This window comes from Pseudoalteromonas sp. R3 (assembly GCF_004014715.1).
Taxonomy (GTDB): Bacteria; Pseudomonadota; Gammaproteobacteria; order Enterobacterales; family Alteromonadaceae; genus Pseudoalteromonas.
Map to the genome: position 1 here is coordinate 78,269 of NZ_CP034835.1, position 17,136 is coordinate 95,404.

Annotated in this window: 16 protein-coding genes and 2 tRNA genes; 8 read left to right on the plus strand and 10 right to left on the minus strand. The window is 45.3% G+C overall.

From position 1 onward, the window contains the following. The first annotated feature begins 242 nt into the window (after positions 1–242). Together ELR70_RS05220 and ELR70_RS25330 are read left to right on the plus strand one after the other, a co-directional pair. Positions 243–827 carry a hypothetical protein gene (locus ELR70_RS05220; protein WP_054017733.1) on the plus strand — a complete coding sequence of 195 codons (585 nt, stop codon included), beginning with the start codon at positions 243–245 and terminating at the stop codon, positions 825–827. Between the two features lie 163 nt (positions 828–990). After that, positions 991–1,353, plus strand: coding sequence for a hypothetical protein (locus ELR70_RS25330; protein WP_235577159.1), 363 nt, complete (start codon positions 991–993; stop codon positions 1,351–1,353). Between the two features lie 368 nt (positions 1,354–1,721). On the opposite strand, the gene ELR70_RS05230 is transcribed toward ELR70_RS25330, so the two are convergent. Beyond that, the gene (locus tag ELR70_RS05230) at positions 1,722–2,705 is read right to left on the minus strand and encodes an IS30 family transposase (RefSeq protein ID WP_054016738.1); all 984 of its coding nucleotides are present in this window, start codon (positions 2,703–2,705) and stop codon (positions 1,722–1,724) included. 36 nt (positions 2,706–2,741) lie between these two features. Between ELR70_RS05230 and ELR70_RS05235 the strand changes: the two genes are divergently transcribed. Then, positions 2,742–3,140 carry a hypothetical protein gene (locus ELR70_RS05235; protein WP_128064517.1) on the plus strand — a complete coding sequence of 133 codons (399 nt, stop codon included), beginning with the start codon at positions 2,742–2,744 and terminating at the stop codon, positions 3,138–3,140. A gap of 348 nt (positions 3,141–3,488) precedes the next feature. After that, on the plus strand, positions 3,489–4,142 hold the full coding sequence (locus ELR70_RS05240; RefSeq protein WP_128064518.1) for a hypothetical protein: 654 nt from the start codon (positions 3,489–3,491) through the stop codon (positions 4,140–4,142). A 175-nt stretch (positions 4,143–4,317) separates the two neighbouring features. Here ELR70_RS05240 and ELR70_RS05245 read toward each other — a convergent pair whose 3' ends face one another. The 3 genes from ELR70_RS05245 to speE all read right to left on the minus strand — a co-directional run bounded on the left by ELR70_RS05245 (position 4,318) and on the right by speE (position 9,505). Further along, positions 4,318–5,790 (minus strand): FAD-binding protein, encoded by a 1,473-nt coding sequence (locus tag ELR70_RS05245; RefSeq protein ID WP_054017358.1) that lies wholly within the window; start codon positions 5,788–5,790, stop codon positions 4,318–4,320. An 814-nt stretch (positions 5,791–6,604) separates the two neighbouring features. Continuing rightward, positions 6,605–8,398 carry an ABC transporter ATP-binding protein gene (locus ELR70_RS05250; RefSeq protein ID WP_054017359.1) on the minus strand — a complete coding sequence of 598 codons (1,794 nt, stop codon included), beginning with the start codon at positions 8,396–8,398 and terminating at the stop codon, positions 6,605–6,607. Between the two features lie 147 nt (positions 8,399–8,545). Then, positions 8,546–9,505 carry a polyamine aminopropyltransferase gene (speE, locus tag ELR70_RS05255; protein ID WP_054017360.1) on the minus strand — a complete coding sequence of 320 codons (960 nt, stop codon included), beginning with the start codon at positions 9,503–9,505 and terminating at the stop codon, positions 8,546–8,548. A gap of 657 nt (positions 9,506–10,162) precedes the next feature. Between speE and ELR70_RS05260 the strand changes: the two genes are divergently transcribed. Further along, complete coding sequence (locus ELR70_RS05260; RefSeq protein ID WP_128064519.1) at positions 10,163–10,513, plus strand: hypothetical protein; 351 nt, start codon at positions 10,163–10,165, stop codon at positions 10,511–10,513. A gap of 136 nt (positions 10,514–10,649) precedes the next feature. Then, positions 10,650–11,117, plus strand: a complete 468-nt coding sequence (locus ELR70_RS05265; RefSeq protein ID WP_128064520.1) for a hypothetical protein — start codon at positions 10,650–10,652, stop codon at positions 11,115–11,117. A gap of 212 nt (positions 11,118–11,329) precedes the next feature. On the opposite strand, the gene ELR70_RS05270 is transcribed toward ELR70_RS05265, so the two are convergent. The 4 genes from ELR70_RS05270 to ELR70_RS24780 form a co-directional block, all read right to left on the minus strand. Then, the gene (locus tag ELR70_RS05270) at positions 11,330–11,509 is read right to left on the minus strand and encodes a hypothetical protein (protein WP_128064521.1); all 180 of its coding nucleotides are present in this window, start codon (positions 11,507–11,509) and stop codon (positions 11,330–11,332) included. A gap of 502 nt (positions 11,510–12,011) precedes the next feature. Continuing rightward, positions 12,012–12,104 (minus strand) — tRNA-Ser (locus ELR70_RS05275). Between the two features lie 18 nt (positions 12,105–12,122). Continuing rightward, a tRNA-Ser gene (locus tag ELR70_RS05280) sits at positions 12,123–12,213 on the minus strand. A gap of 199 nt (positions 12,214–12,412) precedes the next feature. Beyond that, on the minus strand, positions 12,413–12,562 hold the full coding sequence (locus ELR70_RS24780) for a hypothetical protein (RefSeq protein WP_160317423.1): 150 nt from the start codon (positions 12,560–12,562) through the stop codon (positions 12,413–12,415). 303 nt (positions 12,563–12,865) lie between these two features. Between ELR70_RS24780 and ELR70_RS05285 the strand changes: the two genes are divergently transcribed. Then, entirely contained in the window at positions 12,866–13,726 is an 861-nt protein-coding gene (locus ELR70_RS05285) for a diacylglycerol kinase family protein (RefSeq protein ID WP_268795180.1), read from the plus strand. Here ELR70_RS05285 and ELR70_RS05290 read toward each other — a convergent pair. Next, entirely contained in the window at positions 13,692–14,612 is a 921-nt protein-coding gene (locus ELR70_RS05290; protein ID WP_054017364.1) for an EamA family transporter, read from the minus strand. The two genes, ELR70_RS05285 and ELR70_RS05290, sit on opposite strands and share 35 nt — an antisense overlap. A gap of 108 nt (positions 14,613–14,720) precedes the next feature. Here ELR70_RS05290 and ELR70_RS05295 point away from each other — a divergent pair, with 108 nt between their 5' ends. Next, positions 14,721–16,169 carry a PLP-dependent aminotransferase family protein gene (locus tag ELR70_RS05295; protein WP_164881433.1) on the plus strand — a complete coding sequence of 483 codons (1,449 nt, stop codon included), beginning with the start codon at positions 14,721–14,723 and terminating at the stop codon, positions 16,167–16,169. Between the two features lie 49 nt (positions 16,170–16,218). On the opposite strand, the gene ELR70_RS05300 is transcribed toward ELR70_RS05295, so the two are convergent. Further along, a complete protein-coding gene (locus ELR70_RS05300) occupies positions 16,219–17,001 on the minus strand; it encodes a YggN family protein (RefSeq protein ID WP_054017366.1) in 783 nt (260 codons plus the stop codon). Positions 17,002–17,136: the final 135 nt, after the last annotated feature.

The following is a 17,136-nucleotide window of genomic DNA, read 5'->3' on the forward strand; positions in this document are numbered from 1 at the left end:
ATTTCGATTTATCTAAATGCAGGTTTAGGTGTGCTTTCGTATTGCCTGAGACCGATTATTTTTCGAAATTTCGAGTTTAAACTTACGAACTTCACAGCTCAGAGTTTATAAAAATCGCGATGTTCAATAGTCTTGCATTTCCAAGTTGAACCTGCCCACAATTGGGCTATGAATTTATGGTTGGGTGTCTTTGAAAAAAGAGATGTCATCACCCACCAAGCGGGGGTTAAAAGGAGGCTTGCATGAATTCAATCGACTTTGAAAACTTGGTAAATAACGAGTTTAAATTTCTCGAAAATAAATATGGGTTTAGTTGTGTTTCCTCTTCTCTAGAGGCGGTACGTTATGAAAGCAGTGATATCTTTGTTGCAATCAGATATGACGCCAGCCGTTCTTATGAACTGGGCGTCGAAATTGGTCAATTAAAAGCACCATTCAACGGACAAGAAAGGCCTTTCAGTCTTAATGAAGTGTTAAGGCTTCATAAATTGAAAGAGGCTGGGATTCATTCTGCCGTTCAAGCTAGCTCGCATGAAGCTGTTGCAAACTGTTTAACAAAGATGGCTTCTCAGTTGTCACAATATGGCTCTGACCTTTTAAGTAATGATGTGTTTGCATATAAAAGACTTTCTGTTCAGCGTGAAAAGGAATGCAACGATTATGAGTTGCAAACCAAGTTGTTGCATATTCGTAGCGATGCTCAAACCGCATGGAAAAATAAAGATTACAAGCAAGTTATTGCTTTGTTTGAGCCTGCAAAGGATGAACTGAGTGATGCTGAGTTAAAGAAGCTAAATTATGCACAAAAGAAAATAGGAACTCAGTAACGGGGAAGTTGGATGAGTTACATGTACACCCACTCAAAATAATATTCAAACAGAAGGTGCCACTGCACAAGAACTCCATCACCTACATTTTTACCTTTAGGTAAAATAGGGAAAACAAATGTTGAGCTCTTTAGAGTTCAGTTCCAAGATCACGACTAACGTTATGAAAAAGACAGAACTTAGAAAAATTGTTGAAAGTTATGGGTTTAAAAAAGGCCCGTCGGTTGATAGTTCTCTTATATATTTTTATGGTATCGATGAACGATACTCTATTGGGGTAATTATATCTAACCATAAAGTAGGGAGAGTACCACAAGTTCAGTACGGTATTTATGATCGCTGCCTTGCAAAGGTATGGGGAGAAGTGAGTGATTTTGACATGGCGGAAGACTATTGTTTAACGATACAACACCCATTGAATTATCGGGTTTTGCGAGATGGCAGAGTGCTGCCTATTGAGCAAATCTTTGATGAAAAATTCTTTAGGGCTTTCATAGAAAGCTTTATAGAAAAAAAGCTGAGTTAGTTGAACAGTATGTTGCTTCGCTAAATAGCTTTAATTATCCGGAACCTCTAAATCCTGAAGAGAACTTTTTTGAAGCACTTACCAAGAACCAAGGCGTGTACTTTGGGTTTATGTTTAAGTTATCTAATGGTGAAGGGGTTACGCTGGATGATATTGAAGAACAAAGAGATGAACTAAGAAAAACGTATGGACTAAAAGGGTTTATAAAGAGAGATCTAGCGCTTTTAGAAAGCTATATACGGAGTAACAAGGACGGCCGTCTTGGTTGATTGCATTTTTTGTAAACTCCCATTAACCACGTTAGGTATTAGGGACAAGTAGGGACAAGGACATCCACCCTAAACTGGCGTACAGGCTGTATGGCAGGTTCAACTTGGAAGTGCACCAACTTTTTCATTATAGATTTCAAATGGAGTTTTGTAATCAAGGCACCTCCTGGGCCTTGAGTTTAAATTATGCTCTATTTCTTGAATCTGTTTGTTGGTTACAGTTGAGAAATCAGTACCTTTGGGCAGATACCTTCGAATTAGGCTATTTATCTGCTCAACAGCTCCTTTTTCCCAACTATGGTAGGGCTGGCAAAAGTAAGAATCACACTGCAATGTCCCGTTTACCTTTATGTGCTGAGCATTTTCAGACCCATTATCATAAGTAATCGATTGAACAAATCCTGCGGGGTGTGAACTTAGGCGTTTTATTATTGCATTGCTTGTTACTAATGCACTCTTGGAGCTTAGCTTGGTTATATGCACTAGCCGTGTTGCTCTTTCTATGATGACATTCAGTGCCGATTTCTTGTGCTTAGATACTACGGAATCGCTCTCCCAGTGGCCTAATTGGGAGCGCTCATTTATAAATGTGGGCCGTTCCAGGATGCTTGTTTTCATTGAGCATTTTTTGCTATATCGACGTGATGGATACTTTTTTCTGCGCTTTTTGTGTTTTCTAGCCAAGCACGCTATGAGTTCAGGAGGCGAACTGTAAACGAACTGATAGATTGATTCATGGCACACATAGGGAGCTTCATTAGTAAGCTTGAGACGTCCTGATATAATCTGAGGGGACCAGCCTTTCCTGAGCTTATCTAACACATACAGCCGTGTCTCAGAAGTCTTCAGCTTTTCACGTTGAGCACGCTTACTCATCCTGGCCTTGTACATATCATGAGCTGGATTTGGATAGTATGTTGGCACGTAATAGTCATAGATATTCCTTTTGAGCTCTCTACTAATAGTGGAATGAGAGCGATTTAGTAAACGTGCAATTTCACGTATCGTTTTATCCTGATAGTGAGACCAATTAAAAATAAGCTTCCGCTCTTGATGACTCAAATGACAGTATTTTTGACCCATTTTGCACCTCCAAAATAGCTAACTTGAACTATAGTGGTGCACTTCAATTTAGAACATAGCGATGCGGAGAAATATAAAAAGTTTGTTTATCAAGCTGTGGAAGCAGGTTTCTCTTCGGCCAAAAGAATTGTTTATAGTGACCGGAAAGGTATGTTTGATAATTACACGAAGGAAGAGAAAGAAAAGCTATTGTATGATTCTGCATACCAATGTGATATTGAAGCTATTCACAAAGTGCTAAGAAAGGAAGTAAAAGTGAACTCGCCAGCAGCATATAAATGGAAGTATGTGTTATTGCTACAGGATATAGGTATAGATGAGAAAGTGGCGATAGTTGAAGACTTAAAATCGGTAACTGGTGTTCAAAATAAAATGATCGAGCTCCTTAACTTTCTATCGAAATTTAGTTGTAGTGAGGGGATAACCTATAGATAAAATATAGCTGAGAAGTCACATGGACACCACCCAAAATTGTAGACAATCAGCCTGGATTGTTGGGTGGGTGATGAGATGGAGGCTTCTGAATCGGCGTTAATGCGCTACCCTGATACAAGCACACAAGATAGTGACCGGGGCGTAGGTTTAGGGGAGAAAAATGGTGGCTATCTGACGCCTGGCTGGGGACCGCAAGGAGCACAAATAGTAAATCCCGGAGTGCTTTTCGACGCGTATGCGAATGCTGGCTTTGGGATAACCTCATGAATGCATGTTCATTGGGGGGAACAGCTTAACTTTTCAGCAATTGATTTTAGTTCGGTTTGGGAGAGGAGTTATCCGGCATACATGATCAACAGCAATCTTGAAGTAAGAAAGCTGACTCATAGCTATGTACATAGAGCTTATAGCGCGATGCTGCACAGGTGTATTAGAGGGCTAGTGAGTTACCATAGCCATAAGGGCCTTATGATTAGAGGGGTATTTCTATTCTTTTGTTTTATGGTTTTATCCTGCAAAAGCTTGGGAAGTGAAACAGAAAAATTCACGGATAAAAAATATGAAAGTATGAGGGAACACTTCGCAAATATAGGGAAGTGCACATCAATTTGGAAAAGCGAAATTAAGAAATGGCAGCACATCAATGGTGAAAATTTTGAATCCATTATATCCGTAAGGGAGGCGATTGCTAATGATAACACTTCACTATTTTCGCTATTGGTTCGTGAAGTATGGAGCTACCAGAGGAAAGCCAAGAATGCTGAGAATATAGACAATATTGGGAGGTGGCCTGTGTCAAGTGATGAGTTTAGGCGGGCAACACCGCTACTTTTCATTACTAAATTTGACTCGATACCCGAAGACTGTATGGCAACTGTTTGGCTTGAGCCACAAATTTTGGGTTTGTTTAGTATAGGGGGTCAAAAAAGTGCTCTCAATATGATTGAACCCTACTCCGAGAAATGGGCTACCTATTGGATTTTTGTAAATTTAGAGCAGTAATTTGCATAGATACCTACCTTAAACTAAGAAGTTAAAAACAACTAAGTGTGACGCGTTGTAATTCAATAAAATCAGACGCTATTTTAACTGCTATTACTACCACGCATCCCACTACCCACTAAGCCCCAAATAACTAAAAAGGGCACTGCCGTGTGCCCATGCTGGTTGAAACCGCTTATCTGTTGAAAATTCCCCTCATCGGGCCTAACAAATTATTAGGGTCAAACCAGTTTTTCAGTAGCTTCAGTAAAAACCACTTTTTGTGATAGTGTTTTTTCCAGTCTCTTGAGCTCATGGGAATGGCGCCAACCGGGTATTGGAAGCCACCCAGCTCGCGTGCTCCTTCGTAAATGCTTCTGTTGGCCAGAGTGAGCTGCTCAACACGCTCGGGTGTCGGCGGAATAGCGGTACGCATCAAAGAAAAGTAAACGAACTTTTCTTCTTCTGGTACGCTGAAAAACAGGCTACTGAAGGCACTTCTTTGTTGCATCGACATGAGTACCGGCCCGGCTACATCATTGGCAGGTGTGTTTGCTAACGTGTCCTGAATAAACGCGTGTGCTTTGGAGGCGGGTATTAACAAAGGACACCAGGGGTGAGGTAAAGTCCAGAGCCCGGCTGCTTTTAACTGCTCTACAACCGGGGCCAAACGGTTTAAAAACGTAAAGTAGGGGAGATCCTGAATAACTTCTGCTCCGGGCACAAAATTTAAGCCATCAAGTAATTCGGTATCCACAGGTGGTGTGTCGGGCTCAAAGTACTTAGCCAGCTGCATTACATAACGCCAGCCTCCGGCAGGATCCGGCTCTGCACCACCCTGAATGCCCTCAAAAACCCCTTCATCTAACAGGCGCTGGTTGTCGTTTAAGTAGTGCTCAAGATTATCGTACACCAGTTGATATGCCCTGACCGTACTGGGTGTTGGCTCAAGATCAAAGCTTGCTTCTACGATAATCCCGAGCTGACCTAAACCAGCTTTCATTGAGTGGAATAGCAGGCTGTTTTGATACGGTGAGCAGTCCAGCAAACGCCCGTTACCTGTGACTACTTTAAGATGGCAGATATTGTCTGCCATACAGCCGTGTTTATAAGACTGTGCGCCCAACCCGCCAACAGCAATGGTGCCGCCAACACTCAAGTCAATAAAGTCGGTGATGATAGGAAGTCCCAGGTTTTGAGGCACTGTGGTTGCCAGTAGCTCGCTCCAGCGAGCACCTGCCTGAGCAGTAATTTGCTGGTTATGAACGTCATAGACTTCAGCCAGTGAAACCATGTCTATCACCACGCCGCCCTGGGTTTGTGTTTCGCCGTTGGTCGAATACCCTTGCCCTTTTACCGCAATTTTTACGTTATGCTGATTGGCAAATGTCACCATATTGACGATATCTTGGTAGGTGGCGGGCTTTAAAATCGCGCGTGAGACATATTGATGAATATGACCAAAATCATCAGCGGCCTCAGTCAGGCTGGTTTCATCGGTGATGAGTTCGCCGTCGAACACAGGAAAGTTTTCGGCAAACGCCTCGGGTGATGAGTTGAGTAAATCGCGCTCGCTCGCCCAGCTTTGGCTTTGCAGGTTAAACCCAACAACCAGGCTACCCATGCCCATTTTTTTTATAAAATCTCTTCGAGATGACTTTTGATTCATGCATCCTCCTAATATTACTGAAGTAAAAAGCAGTAAGAATAAAATGTGGTTGGATCAGAAAATGCGCTTTAAAGGCAAATTCGTATTCCGTTTTTATTATCTTGATGTTCACGTTACCGCTAATGTAAACGTCTCTGTCCCTGAAAAAGCGTGTCAGTCAGCACGCTAAGCTTCATACCATGATCAGCTAAAGCGACCTCGTTTTGAGCTGGGTATGTTGGCGTCTTTATCGGTGTTGTATCTAAACTCAGGTAAAACCCTATTAAAATTTTATTAACCTTATACTTTATGGCTAATTGCTATAAATAAAGGGGCTGGCAGAGATAGTATCATAATCAATGATACACAAATGCTACACTTTTTTAACCTTAAAGTGAAAGGATTTATCGAAGAGGCGATAAGATATCTTGGTTCATTCTTTTGTCTTATAATTCAGGCGGGTAGACTGACACAACTGTTTGCTAATTTAAGTAAAAAGTCGCATTGATGTCTTTATTAGTTTACCGGGAATACCCCGAAGATTTTACGGTTATTTGGGGTTTATGTTTAAGCTGTCCAATGGTGAGCGTGTTCCATCGCAAAACAACGAGATGAGCTGAATAAAATAAGGGTTTGCAAAGAGAGATTTGGCGTGCCTGGCGCGTTACATAATGCAAAAGGAGTAAGCAAAATAATCCTGGTTTCAATCCCTTTAAAAGCCCAGGCCATTTGCCTGAGCTAGTACACCTGAGCTTTGTGTATTAAAGTACCTTGTCCCGATAGCCTGGAGTGCTTGTTTGGCCTGTCGGTTTGCAGCGAATAATCTAAAAGCGTGCTACACAACCGCATCGATAACGTCGGCAGGTTTACCATCTCTGATTATTTTGCCGTCTTTAATCTCTATAATGCGGTCCATCATGGTGAGCACATCATAAGAATGCGCAACAGAAATGACGGTTTTGCCTTTCATCAGCGTTTTAAGTGAGCGGATAAACTCGGCTTTTAAAGCCGGGTCCAGGGCACTGGTTGCCTCATCCAGCAACAGTATTTTCTTATCTCTTAATATCGCTCTGGCCAGCGCCAGCCGTTGTCGCTGGCCGCCAGAAAGTTGTCCGCCGTTTTCACCAATAAACGCGCTTAACCCCCTACGGCCGCGAGCGTCTGTGTATGCTTCTACAAATTCCAGGGCATTGGCCTGTTCAAGCGCGTGCCTGACCGACGCCCGGCTTACGTTATTTAAACCAAATGCGACGTTTTCATAAATGCTCTGATTAAACAGGCCAATATCCTGATTTAAAAAGCTGATCTCGCCACAGACCTGATCTGTGGGGTAGTCTTCTATATTCTTGCCATCAATGTAAATTGCCCCTGCTTCAATTTCGTCAATGCCGGCAAGCATATTCAGCAGCGACGATTTTCCTGCTCCTGACGGGCCTATGATCCCCACCTTTTCGCCGGCTTTGATTTTTAACGACAGATCGGTGAACAGGGGCGCTTTATTTTCATACGCAAATTCGACGTTTTTAAAAGTGATTTTTCCTCTGCACACATTGAACTTACCTGCGTCTTCAATGGGTTCAATATCTTCCAGAAACTCGTTAATCACTTCTCTGCCCACGGTAACCTGGCCCCAGGAAACAAAAAAGGCGTCAAACTCTTCCTGACACCATTCCGAGAGCGAAATAACCCGATAGACCAGGGCCAGCACCATAGAAAACTCGCCAACGGAGATGCTGCCATTGAGCCAGAGCTGTATACACAGTGCCCCTGTGCCCACAATCAAAGTACCATTTAGCAGGCCAACCACAGAGGCAAAATGAGAGAAAACTCGAAATTCCTTTGCCACCACTCTGCGGTGTCGGGTCGCCCATTTTTCAGCAAACTGTTGCTCGTATTCGCTGCCGGAGAGCATCTTTATCGTTCTGATCCGGGCAAAGCGTTCAGTCAATTTTCCGGTGATCTGTGCACAGCTTTCGGCTTCCAGCCGGTTAGTGGTTTTGGCGTTGGGGATCCACTGCCCAAACAGCAAGGCCAGAAACAGGCCTGTCCAGATAAGGAAAGGCAGCGTCAGCCAGCCATCTATATTGCCGACGTAAAACAGCAGCGCGCCCAAAAATGCCAGTAAAAATCCGGCAAAGCCACAGAGCTGCAACACCACATCAATGATGGCTTCGGAGGTATCCACAATCACAATGGCTGTGGATCCCGGGTCGTCTTCTTCGTGATAACTGGCAGGCGATGCTATTAAAGTGCGGTACAGTTTTACAATGGTGTTTTTTTGCAGGTTAGGCCCAAGCAGCTGATGAAACACCAGGTTCTTAACCAGGGTGAGTGCGGGGATCACAACGGCAATGGCCACGGCGAACAATGCCAGCTGGTATCCTTTATTGTTCAGGTGTGTTTTGTCACCGGAGGTATCCAGCCAGTCGACCAGCTCACCCAGAAAGTCAAAGGTCACAATTTGCAATAAGCCGCCCAGCAAAGAAATGATGAATGCAACGGCTATCCAGCCAGAAAACTCTTTGGCGCACTGGCGGATAAACGGAAGATTGTGTTCGGCCTCATGCAACTGGCTGTCGAATGTGTCTTTGTGGCCTATTTTTTCAAATAGCGTAAATAATGGCTTCATCGCTTTGTGTGGCACCTGCACGTATCTGGTTGCGCTCCGGCTGTTTGGCCAGAGCCAGGAATAAACAAGCCACTGAGACAACGGCGCTGGTCGTTTCAGTGGCTCTGACTTGTATACTGATTTTCTTTTATATCAGCAGGTTAAGCGCTAGTCGTCTTCATTTTGGTTAGAGGTTTCTGGCGTATAGTCATCCCAGTCGCCAGCGGCAGGCATCGACAGTTCATCCACGTTTTCACAGTTTACGGCCTGGTTGACGTAATCCCGCATATCTTTAGATAAGAAGAAGGCGCCAAAGTGTGCTTCCGGCGAGTAGTATTTTGTTTGAATGTCGGCCTGATTAAAGCGTGTTTCGAGTTCAGCGAGCGACAGTGTGTTGATGGTGCCGCTGCGCGTTGCCCAGATAAACGCATGGGAGCCGCCAAAATAGTCGTAACATCCGCCCATATAAATGCCTGCCGGATTGTTAAACGCCTGAGTTAAACGAGATACCATCGACTGCATCATATAGGGCTCAAAATAAGGCGTACCACCTTGTGCCACTAAAATGCCGTCAGCTTTTAGTGCGGTTAAGCAGTTGCCAAAAAAGGATTGGGTGAACAGGGTTTCCGACGCACCGCCATCCGGATCGGCCGCATCCAGGATTATCAGGTCAAAGCAATCACTGTACTGAGAGATAATGTCAGCGCCATCACCTATGCGCAGTACAAACCTGGGATCATCAAATGCGCCATTGTTAATTTCTGGCAAGTACTTGCGGCTCAGTTGAATAATTTGCTCATCAATATCCACCATGACCACGTTTTTTACGCTCTGGTGTTTTAATACTTCGCGGGCGCTGCCGCCATCGCCACCGCCAACGATCAACACGTTCTTGACCTGACCATGAAAGAGGATAGGCACATGTGCCATCATCTCATGATAAATGTGCTCCCCTTTGGTGGTGACCTGGATCCCATCGTCAATGCGCATTACTTTACCCAGGTGGCGGGTTTCAAAAATGCTGACATCCTGGAACTCGGTTTCTACATCTACCAAATCTTTTTCTGAACGAAGTGCAATGTGAACGCCACTTGTCATTTGCTCATAATGCCAATTAATCTTAGTCATGCTTTTACTCAGTGTTCGGTTGTCACGGTGATCAGATAGCCGGTTTTGTGCATGCTACTTACTGGCGCAGGTAAAACCTGACGACCTAAAACACAGACAAAGTGACACGCTCTGACTCTCCCTTTTTGAATACGGATATTCCAGCACTGAAATGTGCAACGAGTGTGGAGCCGGGCATTGATGCTAAGACTGGCGGCTCGGTACGCGGCAGGTGGTGATTATTGCTCTTATGAAAAACACAACAGGCTCAGATGCTTGTGACTTCACAAACGCAGCGAATTGCACCAATATAGAAACTTAAAAAGTGATATACGGGTGTGTGATGAGGGTGGGAACACAACGGCCGTTTAGCATTTTGGGGAGGCTGTAAATCGAATCTCTAAAGTAAGTCCGAGTTCATGCAAATGGTGGTACTCAAACAGTCCATTTAAATTTTTATTAAGCCAGAGGAAAGCTTTCAATTGGTAAGTGTATAGGAAAAAAGGATTGCATTTCATGAGGTGTATAGTCGTAGTCATTTTTTTAATTTTGACGGTGTCATGCCAGCGGTATACAGATACTTTTCGCTATATTTCTTTAGAGGGGAACGAAAAAGTTGTTGAGGTGGCTAGCGGAGTGGTCAAAAACCCAAAGGTTAAGCTTGAGAAAGAGATCGTTATGTCTTATAAGCTTGAAAGGGATAATTACAGTATTGTCTTTACGATTGACAGTAGTGGATTAATGCCAAACATCATTGTGTATTCTGAAGGGAGACTAGAGCAAATAGCGCCTAAAATTGTTCCAAAAAGATTTAGAAAAAATAACAAAAATAGTATTCCTCAATGCAATCTTAGTTACATTGTTCGCGGTGAGACTGCTTTTCAAATTGTAGTGCCAACATGCTTTGACTTTAGTGGTGGTAATTTTATTTCTTTTGACGTCTTAATTGACTCAGAAGTGGTTGGCAAAGAAGACCTTAAGTTTACTTTGAGAGCAGCAGGAGAATATGAAACTGTTGATGGGATTTAGTTGGCTAGGGTAGTTAAGTTGGTGCCCATTCAGAACGAGAGTGAGTCTGGCGCCAGGCTTTTATACTAAGTGCTCGATGACTGATGCAAAGGAGTTCTGTAATTGAACGTGTTTATTAAAATATTGGCGGGGAAGTATGAGACGTAGGTTATTGTTACTTCTTCTTTTTGTCTTTAGCGCTGTGGTCAGGTCCGCAGAGTTCGAAAATACAGGGCCTCACGGCTTTCATGAGGATATTGTAAGTATCACCATGAATGCTCAGGATGGCGCGGCTTATACGGTAAGAAAAAATACCCATCACACTTTGGCGTCAATTCAGGTTGAAACTCAGGACCAGTTTTTATCAATAAAAAATGCCTGTTTTAAAAAGATCTTCTTTCCGGCGCTTCAGTCGATGAAAGTATCGCGGGAATATAATGAGCAGAGTCAAAAACATGATTTGGTGCTTGTTTCTGTCAACTTTGGTTATTTTGGTGATACAGCGGATGCCCTTTCAGATGACACTAAACTTGAAGACTGGCAACTTAGACTGACGATACATAAAACGCACACGAATATTGCGCTTATCCAAGACAAAACTAAGGTGTTTGATTATTGCCGTTGAAGCGTAAGCCAGGGCTTCGGTATAAAAATAGCTTGAAGGACAGCCACTTAAACTAGCGCATTCAATTGACTTCTAATGATGTCTATTCAGGCAATGCAATATTAAAAGCCCCGGTATTGTGCGGGGCTTTTCTGTATCTGGTTGTATTTACTGACCAGTGGGCCTAAGTGTGCTGTACTATTTTTGCTGAACGAAAGGGTAAAGTAACCCGATCAGCAAAAGTTGCCCCATCCGCTCGCATTACAGGTTTGTTGCGGTGGTCCCGGTGGGCCAATGTGGCTAAGGCATGTCCAGGTATTCGCACCGCCCGCAATGGCCGGTGTATTGCTATTTTCTACTAAGTGCCGTTCTGACAGCGATTTGAGCTTTTTACTGCTTAATTTTAGTTTCATTGTTTTTGTCCTTAAATTAATCCTGTGTACTGTTCGTACCCAATAACCATAAACGGTTTATGATCGCATTGTCAAATATTGCATACAATATACATGTAATTCTCTCCGTTTTATGGTGGGTGTCCAGGAAAGCTCGCAGGAAAGCTCGTTGACTTCAGAGCGGTGTACACAAGAGTGAGGGGTTCGCTTTCAGGCATAAAAAAACCGCCAGTAAAGGCGGTTCTCTTAAAAGCAATGGTGTGTGCACAAGAGTGAGGGATTCGCTTTTGGGCATAAAAAAACCGTCCACATTGGGACGGTTCTCTTAAAAGCAATGGCGGAGAAGGAGGGATGACAAAATACGTCCTGTATTTGCCCTGCGGGCCGCACTGAAGTGCGTTCAATTTTGTTCCAGACAAAATTGTCGAACCCTGGTCGAGGGTTCTCACCCACCTTCTCATTCGTGAAGAGGTAAAATTTGGGCATAAAAAAACCGCCAATAAGGCGGTTTTTTTATTATTAATGGCGGAGAAGGAGGGATTCGAACCCTCGATAGGGCTACAAACCCTATACTCCCTTAGCAGGGGAGCGCCTTCAGCCACTCGGCCACCTCTCCGGCGCAAAAACTTAAAAATGGCGGAGAGATAGGGATTTGAACCCTAGATACGCTATTAACGTATGCCGGTTTTCAAGACCGGTGCTTTCAACCACTCAGCCATCTCTCCATGGGCAAAGATAATACTTAGCGAATTTGATGCTGTAAATAGTTTTTAATTTGTTTGCTTAATTTTTGTACGCAAATGTGGCTTTTTTTAATACCTTGAATGAAATCTGGGCGATAAAGCGTATTTTATGGTATTGAGTGAAGGGGGATGTGCAGAAAAAAGGGCATGTACGGTTGGGGGGAACATGCCCGAGGCAGACTTACTTATACATAACCACCTGACTTAACATCAGTTGTTTACCCACAGTGTTTAACCAGGCCTTTAGGTTAACGCGGCGCTTGATACCAGGCGCTGTGGCTGTGTTTAGGGTGGTTTGCGTGTTGCTGCACGCTGCAGCTGAATTAAGCATGTCTGACTCCTCAAAATCTTAAAAGTAACAATGTTGTCTGTATCGACATGGTTATTTTGCGCGCATTGTGACTAAAAATAAAACGATAAAAATTGCTGCTGAGGGATTAGAAAAACTAATGGAAAATGCAGGGTTTTTGCTTTGAGTAAATCATCATTGTGATTGTTTATTCAATCTCTTGAATGGGTGGATTTAAATTAAGTTGTTTTTTATCATGTGTTTGCTTTTATTCTTTTCTTTTTGCGCCTTTATTTTTGGGTAATTATTCAGATAAGTTGATTTTGTTTTTGAGAGGGTGTTTTGTTGGTTGTTTATAAGCCTGGAAGTGGGCGGAAGTTGCAACGGCAGTTAAAGTGGTTGCGGGCCCAGGTAAAGCAACGTCAGCTGGTCGTTCGCTGGTATGATACGAGTGGCTTCTACGGGCAGGATTGCGAAGCGATCAGGGCGCAGGCACAGGACCAGCAACAGGTTGTAGTGGTTGGCGGAGATGGCACCATCAATTTGGTTGTCAATGCCATAGTTGGTTTACCTGTTACACTGGCGTGCCTGCCAGCAGGCACGGGAAATGATTTTTGCCGTCAGTTTGGTTACGCAGAGCGACACTGGAGAGCAGCTGTTTTTTCTGCTCGCAGTATATCGATAGATCTGGGCGCCATCGGTGAGCGCTATTTCGTCAATATTGCCGGGGTTGGCTTTAATGCTGAGGTGGTACAGGGCATGCGGGGTAACAAACGTGCCGGGGCGCTGAGTTATGTATGGGGTGGGATCAGGCAGCTGTTCTGCGCGCCGACTATCAGCGTTGCCACGTCGCAAGGTCCAGTGCTGACGCGGGGGATGATGTTGCTGTTGGCCAATGGTCGTTACTTTGCAGCTGGTTTACAGCCTGCACCGTGTGCCAAGCTGCACGACGGTCAACTGGAATGTATGTGGTTTAGCGCCAGTGTCTGGTGGCAGCGTCTAGTGGTATTTGCAGCGATGCTGGTTGGATGTCACCAGCGCTTGCCCTGGGTATATCGTGAAAAACGCGCTGAATTAACCATTACAACACCAAACCTGATAGTGGAGGCAGATGGTGACCTGGTGGCGCAAACACCTGTCACAATCTGTAGCCTCCAAGGTGCCATGCAGCTCAGGATTCCGCCTGAGTCGTCCTTGCTGGACTAATCCAGGCACGAATACGCTGATAGGGTGTGAGTACAATGGCGTTGCCGAGTAGTACCAGAGAAAATCCGATAAAGGTGTTAAGCTGCCAGACAAACCCTTCAAACCAGGTACTGAGTGTGACGGCCACCAGAGGAAACAGGACTATTAGGTAACTGGCTTTTTCCGGCCCAATGTTTTTGAGTAGGTGAAAATAACAGGCAAACGCAATAACGGTGCCAAATACCGACAGATATAGCAAAGAGCCCCAGTAACTGGCGTTGGCCTCAATACTAAATTGTAGCGGGCTGAGTGCTACATAGCCGCCTAAAAACAGTGCACTGTACAACATACCCCAGGCATTGCCCTGCAGTACGCCAATCTGGCGGTTGGAGTTACGCACACTGACCATATTGCCCAGTGACGCGGTAAACATGCCAGCCAGTGCCAATAGCAGACCAATGAATGCCTCGCTGTTCAGATCGGCGCTTACTAAGTCCTGCCAGAATAAGCTGACGATACCACCGAGCCCCAGTGTGGCACCGATATAAATACGCCCGGCGATGGGCTTGGCAAAAAACAACCGGGTATTGACGATATTGGCAACCAGCAGCAACGAAAAGGCAATAGACGCCATGGCAGAAGTCAGACTGCCCTGCGCCCAGTATAGCAGCAGATAATTTAGCCCAAAATTACCCAGTGCCAGCAGCATAAAAAAGCCATGATCAGTGAGCGAGTAGCGCATCGGAGGACGCTTGATCAACACATAGCACCACATACAGGCCGCAGAAATTGCAAAGCGGTAAAACAAAGAGACCACTTCGTCGACCGTGCCCAGCTGAAACTCAATCGCCAGCCAGGTTGAGCCCCAGATAAGGACAGTGATCGTATACAAAAAGACGTTGTTCATTCTTTCTTCTCACAACAAGGACTAGTCAGCGTGGCCAGTTTAACGATATATTCTGTATATGCCAGATACAAAAAATGTGTTTTTAAACCTATACAGATTGAGCGTGTCATGACCCAGCCAAGCCTTAAACCCGATTATTTATATCAGCAAGTGATCACTGTGATACGTGAGATGGTGGAGCAGGGGTTGCTGAGCCCGGGTGATAAACTGCCATCACTCAGAGCGATGGCGGGCCGATTGCGCGTCAGTATTCCTACTGTACAGCAAGCCTACCAGCAGCTGGAGATGTCGGGTCAGGTTGTGGCCCGGGAAAAGTCTGGGTACTTTTTGCAAAGCGGCCATCCCACCGCCACGCCCAAGCGCAGCAAGTTACCGGCAAAACCGGTGATGGTGAATAAACAGCAACTGATTGAGCAGGTATATGAGGGGATCCATCTTCCCGATGTGGCCCCGCTGGGGCTTGCCAACCCTGTAGCTGCCGCCAGTCCGCAACAGGCCCTGGCCAGAAGTATGCGCCAGGCCATGCGTCAGGCTCAGGAGAGAATGCTAGATTATGGCGCCATTGATGGTCTGATGATGCTAAAAACACAGATAGTGCAGCAGTATCTGGCACTGGGACTGACCGTGAACAGCAATGACCTGATCATCACCAACGGGGCGCAGGAAGCGATAGCCATTGCTCTGCAGTGTGTGACCCAGCCTGGTGATATCGTTGCGATAGAATCGCCCTGTTATTTTGGCATTGTTGAGCTGGTCGAAAACCTGGGTCTGAAAGCGATTGAAATCCCGGTCTGCCCGGACGATGGGTTGTGGCTTGACGACCTTAGTGCCGCATTGGCACGCCATTCCATTAAAGCTTGTGTATTCTCTACCAGTATCAACAACCCGCTGGGTAGCCAGATGCCTGAATCCCGGATGCAGCAGTTATTGCAATTATTGCGTGCTCACGATGTGACACTGATTGAAGATGACGTGTATGGAGACTTGTATTTTGGCGAGCAGCGGATAAGACCCGCACAGTGCTTTGCCCAGCCCGGTGAAGTATTGACCTGTTCGTCGTTTTCTAAGACCGTTGCGCCCGGCTATCGGGTGGGCTGGATGTTGGCCGGGCCATATAGTGCCCGGGCAAAGCGCTTTAAGCGTGCGCTGAGTTGTTCAGCTCCTATGATGAATCAATGGGCGCTGGCGGATTTTATGGCCAGTGGCGAGTTTCAGCGGCATCTGCGCCAGTTACGTAAGCGACTTTATGACAACAAGCAGAAAATGCGCCTGGCAGTGCAAAAGTACTTTCCGGATCACGTCCGGGTCAGCGATCCCAAAGGAGGCTGTGTATTGTGGCTGGACCTGGGGGAGGGCTATGATGGCGGCTTGTTCTTTCAACTTGCGCTTCAGGCTGGGATAAGCGTCGCACCGGGAGCCATATTCAGCGCCTATGAGCGTTACCGTAGCTGCGTGAGGATTAGTTATGGCTTGCCCTGGTGTGAACATATGGAAGGTTATGTGCGCACGCTGGGCACTCTGGTGGCACAAGCGAAAAAGCAGCCACACATGCGATAAGTGTTGAGCTTATGCAAGTGTGGCTGACTGTGCAGGGATAAACCGAGGTTTAGCGGTACGCGAACAACTGATACCCTTTCATTTGGGGGATCATGGCGCTGAGCTGAGATTCTTGCTCTGCAATGGTCTTGAAGTTGCCACACAAGGCGTCGGCTTGCTGCTCCAGCGCTTTTGCCTGGTGCTCTATCTTTTGTTCAATTTCGGCACCCAGGTTTTCCATGCGCTGCTCAAAGCGGTCCATATCGCCGCCTGAGCTCACCATTTCAGAGCCGATTGCGACCAGCAGGCTGCCAATGGACTCCATCATGGCGCCTTCTATTGCCTGTTCTATTTTTTCTTCAAACTGGTGTTCAAATTGCTCACCGAATTCATTGAAAGCCTGCTCACCCATCACAAAGGTGCCTTGCTGATAAAACGCGCCTTCAATCTCTGTATGCAGTTCATCCATCAGGCCCGACAAGGAATCGAAGTTGTGCAGATTAAATGCGGTTGCCACTTCCTCAATGGCGACACCAGCTAGTTCTACGCCCTGCAATGCAATACTGGCCACTTTGGGCAGCTCGGCTCTGAGCGTATCGGCATATGTCTGCATGGCCATGCGCTCATCCTGGTCCAGTGAAACAGGTTGATCTGCAATAAACAGGAAGCCCTGTGCATCTATCATCACAGGCTGACCATTACCGTTTTTGATATAGACTTGATCAGGGGTGATCTGTACGTCGTTTTTAAAATCAACAGCGCACTCATCCGTGCTGACAGAAAAATGGTTATCTGTGTGGGCTGCTACCTGGGTAGATAACGCCAACGTTGAAGCAAGCAGTATAGTTTTCATAATAGTGGTCCTTGGGGTGTTGATGACGAAAGTTAACCAACAAGAACAGTGCCAATTTATTAAGGTTTTGATTAGTATAGAAATGCTGTGTTTTTCTATACGATGCTTTGGCTGTTTTGTTCATCAATCTGACCA

Excerpts from the sequence above, each read along its gene's own strand:
- ELR70_RS05300 (WP_054017366.1), bottom strand. The coding sequence starts at position 17,001 with ATGAAAACTATACTGCTTGCTTCAACGTTGGCGTTATCTACCCAGGTA.
- ELR70_RS05240 (WP_128064518.1), top strand. The coding sequence starts at position 3,489 with ATGATCAACAGCAATCTTGAAGTAAGAAAGCTGACTCATAGCTATGTA.
- ELR70_RS05270 (WP_128064521.1), bottom strand. The coding sequence starts at position 11,509 with ATGAAACTAAAATTAAGCAGTAAAAAGCTCAAATCGCTGTCAGAACGG.
- ELR70_RS05265 (WP_128064520.1), top strand. The coding sequence starts at position 10,650 with ATGAGACGTAGGTTATTGTTACTTCTTCTTTTTGTCTTTAGCGCTGTG.
- ELR70_RS05290 (WP_054017364.1), bottom strand. The coding sequence starts at position 14,612 with ATGAACAACGTCTTTTTGTATACGATCACTGTCCTTATCTGGGGCTCA.
- ELR70_RS05250 (WP_054017359.1), bottom strand. The coding sequence starts at position 8,398 with ATGAAGCCATTATTTACGCTATTTGAAAAAATAGGCCACAAAGACACA.
- ELR70_RS05295 (WP_164881433.1), top strand. The coding sequence starts at position 14,721 with ATGACCCAGCCAAGCCTTAAACCCGATTATTTATATCAGCAAGTGATC.
- ELR70_RS05260 (WP_128064519.1), top strand. The coding sequence starts at position 10,163 with ATGTCTTATAAGCTTGAAAGGGATAATTACAGTATTGTCTTTACGATT.
- ELR70_RS05220 (WP_054017733.1), top strand. The coding sequence starts at position 243 with ATGAATTCAATCGACTTTGAAAACTTGGTAAATAACGAGTTTAAATTT.
- speE (WP_054017360.1), bottom strand. The coding sequence starts at position 9,505 with ATGACTAAGATTAATTGGCATTATGAGCAAATGACAAGTGGCGTTCAC.
- ELR70_RS05245 (WP_054017358.1), bottom strand. The coding sequence starts at position 5,790 with ATGAATCAAAAGTCATCTCGAAGAGATTTTATAAAAAAAATGGGCATG.
- ELR70_RS25330 (WP_235577159.1), top strand. The coding sequence starts at position 991 with ATGAAAAAGACAGAACTTAGAAAAATTGTTGAAAGTTATGGGTTTAAA.
- ELR70_RS24780 (WP_160317423.1), bottom strand. The coding sequence starts at position 12,562 with ATGCTTAATTCAGCTGCAGCGTGCAGCAACACGCAAACCACCCTAAAC.
- ELR70_RS05230 (WP_054016738.1), bottom strand. The coding sequence starts at position 2,705 with ATGGGTCAAAAATACTGTCATTTGAGTCATCAAGAGCGGAAGCTTATT.